This window comes from Hyalangium sp. (genome assembly GCF_035629615.1).
Lineage (GTDB): Bacteria > Myxococcota > Myxococcia > Myxococcales > Myxococcaceae > Hyalangium.
The window spans coordinates 1-6,484 of record NZ_DASPHO010000202.1; the positions used below are offsets into that span (position 1 = coordinate 1).

A 6,484-nucleotide genomic window follows, 5' to 3' on the forward strand; every position below is an offset into this window, starting at 1 on the left:
GCCCCTCGACTGCGCCCAAGCCCCGCGCCGTCCGCAGAGCCTTGCCTGCATGGCTCTCCTCGGGCATCGCCGCCGCGGTGGGCGGGATGATGGGGGTGGCCTTCTTCGAGCTTCAGTACAGGCGAGGACGAGAAGACGAACCGCCCCCTCTCATTGTCGAGGAGTGGCACGCGCCGCCCGTGGACACGCCGGATGCGGGCGTGGGGGAGAAGGCGCTCCTGTCCGCGGCCCAATCCCAGCGCCCGGCTTCCTCCTTCTATGTCCTAGGCTTGCCGATGCCCAAGGGCCCGCAGCCGGGACAGAAGAAACCGCCGTGTGACCTTGAGGCCGAGGTGGCTGCTCTGGGTGCATGCTGGGTCATCATCAAGAAGGATCCGCCTTGCGGAGCAGTCGCTTACGACCTTGCTGGGCACTGTGTCCGCGCCACCTTCGAGGCCCCCCGCCAACCCACCTCCGAGCAGCCATGACCCTGCTCAGGGGCAGCCGGAGCTCACCTGGAGCGCGTCGTAAGCCATCCACCCGTTGCGCTTGGTGCTCGTCGCCGCGATGACGTAGCCGTAGATGAACTTCATCGTCCCCGACTGCTGTCGGTAGCGGCCCGAGCTGTCCTGGACCCAGAGCGGAATGTCGATGGACGGGGGGCCGTTGTCCGTCGGCACGTCCAGGCGCTGGAACTTGGTCCCCGCAGGGAAGTGGTCCACCGCCGGGCCGCCCAGGGCAAAGCCTGGCACGTTGAAGGTGAGGTTGGCCGAGCGCAGGCCATTGGCGCGCACCAGCGGCAGGTAGTCGCCCGCGCGCTCATGCGTCGCCGTGCTGTCGTAGACCACCTTCTTCAGCTCGAGGGTGGTGTCATGCGAGTTGCGCACGGAGTAGCACCCCAGCTTGGCCAGGCCCGCCCCCAGCGCCGAGAGTTGGCCCACCTTCTGCTCGAAGGACGTCCGTCCCAGGATGGCCGAGGTCGGCAACCACCCGGCGCTCGAGTTGGACGTCGACACCGCGAAGGCATGGAGCTGGCCGGCGAAGGTACGCGTCTGGCCGTAGTTGAAGGCGGAGCTCGTCCGGGTGTTCGTGCCCATCACCGTGCCGTTGCCGTCACGAATGGGGACACCCGTCGCCAGGCCCCAGTTGTCGTCGGCGGGATCGTTGGTGGGAACGCGATTGCCGCCCGAGGCTTGCAGCTTGCAGTTGTACGGGCTCTCCAGACAGTACGTCCCGTTCACGCCCGAGTAGGCGGCCTGCTTCTGACTCGAGAGCGCCTCGCCAGCCCCGGGGCTCTCGTCGACGGGCAGCTCGCCCCCACACGCAGAGGACACCAGGCCCACAGCACAAATCATGAAAATATGGTTTCGCATGACTTCACGGAAAACAGAGCGAACCCCTTTGTGTCAAATGGTTTTCTGAGAATCTGCGAGCCGCACCGAGCAACGGAGCCCGAACACGCTGGGCCCAGGTCCTCTTCTGTCCGCTAGTTGAACCAGCCGTTTCCGCGCAGCCGGTCAATGAGCGTGCGGGAGTCACCCGCGTTGTCTCCGACGATGTAGTCCACGGAGGCGGGGTCCACGTGGCCGACGTCATCCTTGGCCAGCTGCCAGAAGCTCACCTGTTGAATACCGAGGTTCTTCAGCTCGTGCATCCAGGCCTCGGTCAGCTCGGCGTACTGCTGCTCGGAGAGAGCCTTCGTGGCCTGGGTGTCGCGGGGGATGCTGAATTCCCCGGCGGTGACCGGCTTGCCCTGGGCCTGGGCGATCTCCACCCAGACCTTGAGCGAGTCATAGTCCATCTGCGGGAAGGTGCCCTGCGAGCTGCCGTCCTCGCGCCGGTTCTCCCACGGGAGCTGCCCGGGCATGGCGGTGGGGTAGAAGTGCGGCGAGATGATGTCCGAGGCCTCCACCACTCGCTCCATGGCGGCCCGGGCCTTGTCCCAACCGTGGGTCGGATGTCCGAGCGCGCCCGGCGTCACCTGCAGGCTGATGAGCGGCCGGTTCGCATCGCCGCCGTTGGCGCGCACGGTGTCGCGGATGAGGTTCGCCTTCCCGACGTACCAGTCGGCGAAGTCCGAGGCGTGGTTGGGGTCGCCGATCTCGTTGCCCACCGACCAGACGATGTTCGAGGCGCCCGCATTGGCGCCGACGATGGTCTCGATGCGAGCGTTGAGCTCCTCCTCACGGCCCCGGTAGGCGTTCACGTCCTTGTCCATGGTGGCGCCGTCAAAGAGGTCCACCGTGACGGTCATCCCGCGCCGGGCGGCCTCCTCGGAGATGATGCGCACGCGGGCGGCGAGCGCGGCATTGTCGTTGCCCAGGGGGTTCTCGGGGAAGTCAGCGGCCCAGATGCGGACGTTGTCCACGCCCATCTCCCGCAGCCGGTCGAGGTCCTGGTTCACCGCGGCGCGGAAGCCGGCCTCATCGTTGATGGGGTGAGGCATGTGCCCGCTGTTGGCGCGGCCGAGGTCCGTGTAGTTGCCAGCCACGAAGTGTTGCGGGCGGCCGTCCGGGGTGAGGAGCCGCCCGTCCCCGGCAGGGGCACCTCCCGGAGTGCCTGGGGAGGGCACGCTGCCGGTGCCGGCCTTGCGGACGTACTGCTCGCTGACCCAACCCTCACCCGCCGGACCGCTCACGTGCACCCAGCCGTTGCGCGAGGCAGGGCCCCCCTCCGGAGGAGGCGTCACCTGCAGCGTGCTCCCATCCGCCAATCCGCCGATGCGCTCCTGGTCCGAGCCCGGCCCCTTGCGCAGGTTCAGCCCATCCGGCGCGCTCACCTGGAGCACGTCCCCTGGGGCGTAGGTGCCGCCGCCCACGCCCGCTGGAGCAGTGACCGGCGGCGTCACCGGGCCCGCCGACGGGCGTGCCTTGTACTCGTCGCTCTGCTTGAACATGGCCGTCAGGGTGTCGCGCACCTCCTGCTCCGACTTCCCCTGGCTCGCCAGGTGGTTGGCGTAGGAGACCCAGCTCGCCTTGCCGGAGGGATCGCTCGGGCGCCCCAGCACCTGCTGGTAGGTGTCCTCCACGAGCTGCTCCGTCGAGTAGGCCGGCGCCTGCGGGCTCTCGAGGGTGCCCGGCTGAGTGGGCGCCGCGGGCGGGGTGGCTGGCGCTCCCGCCTCCGCGGCGCTGGGCGTGGCCCGGAAGGAGACCAGATAGTTCACGTGGTGGTTCGCCGGCATGGAGAACGGCCCCACCTCCTGGCTCCCAAAACCTGCGTACGGATTGCCCGGAACATCCTTGGGCGTCACCCACACTTTGACGGCACTGCCGCCGTACATCGGCGCATCGAAGTAGGCGCTGGTGGCCCCGCCCGTGTTGGCGCCCGTGGTCCACGCATCCCGTGAGACGCCGTAGGGATCCTGGATCTTCGGGCTCGCCGAGGTGACGGCCTGTCCCGGGCCGGAGGTGTACTGGACGTCGAAGTAGCGCGCCATGTCCTCCGCGGGGATCTCCTTCCCGCTCGCGTCCAGCACGCGCACGTACACGTTGTGGTTCCCGCCGGACTGCTGGTCGTTCTGAAAACGTACTGTGTCGACGGTAAACGTGCCCTTCTCGCCCACGCTGTGCGGCTGCACCGTCACGTTCAGCCCGGCCTCGGTGGCGATGCGAGGATCCATGTCCGCCGCCCTGCGGGAGGTGCTCATCGGCGTCCGGGTCACGCTCGCGGCGTCGAAGCGGTCCATGCCGTAGTCGCGCAGGGCCGTGCTCCGAAGCGGCGTGCTGCCCTTGTCCTGACGGAGCTTCGCCTCGGGCCCACCCGCCTCCCCCTTCTTGCTCGTGGGGACCGACTCCTTCTGCGTCGGGGCTTCAGAGCGCTTGGACTCCGGCTTGGGACTGCTCGACGAGGTTCTGGAGACGGACATGGAAAACCTCTCTTGCGCTCTGAGAAAAAAGGAGCCCGTGATGCGAGGGGACAGTTCGTGAGGATTATCGCGGCCCACCATTAAAGATTTCGTCTCCTCTTTTTTTTCGGAAACCTTGGCGGGGGTGCGCCGAGAATCTTCATGCACGGCTTCACTTCGCCTTGAGAGGGCAAGTCATGACCACGATCCGCAAGGACACTTCCTCCACTTCCCAGGCCTCCAAGCGCACCGAGTCCTCGCACTCTTCCCACGGGGCCACGACGCAGCGCGCTGGAGGGAGCGCGGAGAAGGCGCAGAGCTCCCCCGCTCGCGCGCTCTCTTTCGACAAGAGCAGCTTCACGGCGGCGCAGCGCCCGCGGGTGGAGCTGAATCCGACGAACTTCGCCAACCGGGTGGATGTCCGCAACGCGCTGAGAGGGCCGGAGGGCGCGGGCACTCCAGGCGAGTACGTGCGGACGAAGGATGCCCTGAACCTGCGAGGGGTGCCTTCCACGGAGAACAACACGCCGGTGGCGGTCATCCCGCAAGGGACTCGGCTCGAGGTCACCGCAGACGCCAACGGCGAGACGCGCAAGGACGGCTTCGTCCACGTGAGCTGGAGCGACAACGGCACCGCGCGCTCCGGGTGGGTGGCCGAGCGCTTCACCGAGCCTTCCGCGCCCCCTAGCCCCGCGGACGAGCAGGCGCTGGAGCAGGCCAAGGACGTCTACATCAACCAGTTCGCCGCCGAGCAGCAGGTGTCCTATACGGATCCGGCCACGGGGCAAGCCGTGACGGGTGACGGCTCCAACGCCAACTGCGGGCCGACCTCCGTGGCGATGGCGCTCGAGGCCCAGGGGCTCAGCCTGCCCCCCATCCCTGGCGTGACAAGCAACGGCACCGCTGGGGACCAGGTCCAGGCAGCGCGGTTCCACATGTACAACGGCGCCGACGGCGCGCGTGACGGCGTGGTGCTCCAGGACGCGAACGATCCTTCCAAGGGCTACCAGTACTCGCCGATGAAGGGCGCGGGGAACGAGAACAGCACGTACACCGGTTTCTCGGGCGTGGAGCGAGCAGTGACAGCGGCGGGCGGCAAGGCCGAGTACATCCCCGCCAGCTCCAGCGGGGTGGCCCAGGCGATCGCCGAGGGCAAGTCGGTCGTCCTCTCGGGTGACTTCACCGAGCAGGTGCCAGTGCCGGCCCAGCCAGGGCAGCCGGCGAACGCGCAGGGCCAGCTGCTGGACGCCAACGGCAACGTCGTCACCCAGGCGGCGACGAAGACGGACACCTGGGCCCGCGGTGGCGGAGCGACGCAGCACCTCGTGGCTGTCACGGGGATGACGGCAGAGGGCAACTTCATCGTCTGCGATCCGGCGCACCCGGACAGCCGCCCCGTGGAGGTCACCCCTGCCCAGCTCGACGCCTTCATGCGTGGCAACGCTGGCGCGATGTCCGTGGACGGCACCCCCTGAGCAACCCGCGCTCAGCGACCCTCGAATTTTCGTGAGGCAGGGCGCGGCTGCCAGAGAGCCGGCGGCACCCGGGAGCGATTAGGCCGGGTGGAGCAGGTGGCCTGCCCTTTGCTGCTGGGCAGGGAACCTCTCTACACAAGGCGGCGCGCGTTTGAAGAAGACCCTGGTGGTTGCGCATGTCTGCTCGCAGGAGCGGTGTGGGCTCAGCCTGAGACGGAGCTCCTCCATGAGGCCCACCCTTCAGCGAACCCAGAGACGTCCTTGACCCTCTGGACCCAGCCTGTGGGCGCGCTCGCACTCTGGGCGGGCTTCCGTGCCGTGACCCAGGAGGACACCTATCTGATGGTGCCGGTGGGGGCGAACGTCCCCCTCAGCCCAACCCAGGAGCTGGTGCTCGAGCTCACGCCCATCTGGACGCGCCAGGACTGCGAGGCCCGCTGCAGCTCGCTGGCGCTGGCCGTGGCCGTGGGCACCGCCTGGGCCGTCGCGCCGAACGGCTCGGGCGGCGGCTTCTTCCTCCAACCGAAGCTCGTGGGCGTCGTCTCGCGAGACTCGCGTGAAGCGGGCTTCGAGGTCCCCTTCGACGAGGGGTCCTGGTCCGCGACGCGGGGGCAGCTCTCGCTGGGACTCGACGTGGGCTACCGCATGAACTTCGGACGCTTCTTCATGGCCTTCGTCCTGGGAGGCAGCGTGGGACTGGGGTGGGACGTCCCCACCTCCAGCCACAGCATCTTCTTCTCCCTCCTGGACTGGCCCCAGCGCTCCTCCCAGGACAAGGTCGTCTGGGACTTCAACCTCCATCTCCTACGTCTCGGCGCGAGCTTCTGACCTCACTCCTCGCGCGAGGCGCTGAAGATGAGCTGGGACTGCTGCTCCCCCCCCCCCGTCACCACCGTGAACGTGCGCTCCACCGCCTTGAGCCCCTGGATGCTCTTTGTGGACAGCTCCATCAACATCGCGCCGAACGCCTTCACGTGGAAGGACACGCGCCACAGCTCCTCCAGGTCCTCGAACACGCGCTCGAGGGCCGTCGGATCCGCGCCCTGCTGGAGCCCGTCCCGCAGCCGCGCCATGCCCGCCAGCAGCCGCTGCCACCGCACGTACGTGCCGCCGTACTGGCCGCCCACGTCCGCCAGCCTCGAGTTCTTGTCCAGCACGTCCGCGAAGGTGTTGGGGAACGCCGTGC

4 protein-coding genes and 2 pseudogenes are annotated in these 6,484 nt (G+C 68.3%); 3 read left to right on the forward strand and 3 right to left on the reverse strand.

Going from position 1 to position 6,484, the window contains the following annotated elements; all coding sequences use genetic code 11:
• Positions 1-467, forward strand: a pseudogene (locus tag VD972_RS10355) (hypothetical protein); the annotation flags it as partial.
• A gap of 6 nt (positions 468-473) precedes the next feature.
• On the opposite strand, the gene VD972_RS10360 reads toward VD972_RS10355, so the two are convergent.
• Together VD972_RS10360 and VD972_RS10365 are read right to left on the reverse strand one after the other, a co-directional pair.
• A complete protein-coding gene (locus VD972_RS10360; RefSeq protein ID WP_324984662.1) occupies positions 474-1,334 on the reverse strand; it encodes a hypothetical protein in 861 nt (286 codons plus the stop codon).
• Between the two features lie 131 nt (positions 1,335-1,465).
• A complete protein-coding gene (locus VD972_RS10365; protein ID WP_324984665.1) occupies positions 1,466-3,844 on the reverse strand; it encodes an SH3 domain-containing protein in 2,379 nt (792 codons plus the stop codon).
• Positions 3,845-4,020: 176 nt separating this feature from the next.
• Here VD972_RS10365 and VD972_RS10370 point away from each other — a divergent pair, with 176 nt between their 5' ends.
• Together VD972_RS10370 and VD972_RS10375 are read left to right on the forward strand one after the other, a co-directional pair.
• A complete protein-coding gene (locus VD972_RS10370) occupies positions 4,021-5,298 on the forward strand; it encodes a C39 family peptidase (RefSeq protein ID WP_324984668.1) in 1,278 nt (425 codons plus the stop codon).
• A gap of 261 nt (positions 5,299-5,559) precedes the next feature.
• Complete coding sequence (locus tag VD972_RS10375) at positions 5,560-6,126, forward strand: hypothetical protein (protein ID WP_324984671.1); 567 nt, start codon at positions 5,560-5,562, stop codon at positions 6,124-6,126.
• A gap of 2 nt (positions 6,127-6,128) precedes the next feature.
• Here VD972_RS10375 and VD972_RS10380 read toward each other — a convergent pair.
• Positions 6,129-6,484, reverse strand: a pseudogene (locus tag VD972_RS10380) (hypothetical protein); the annotation flags it as partial.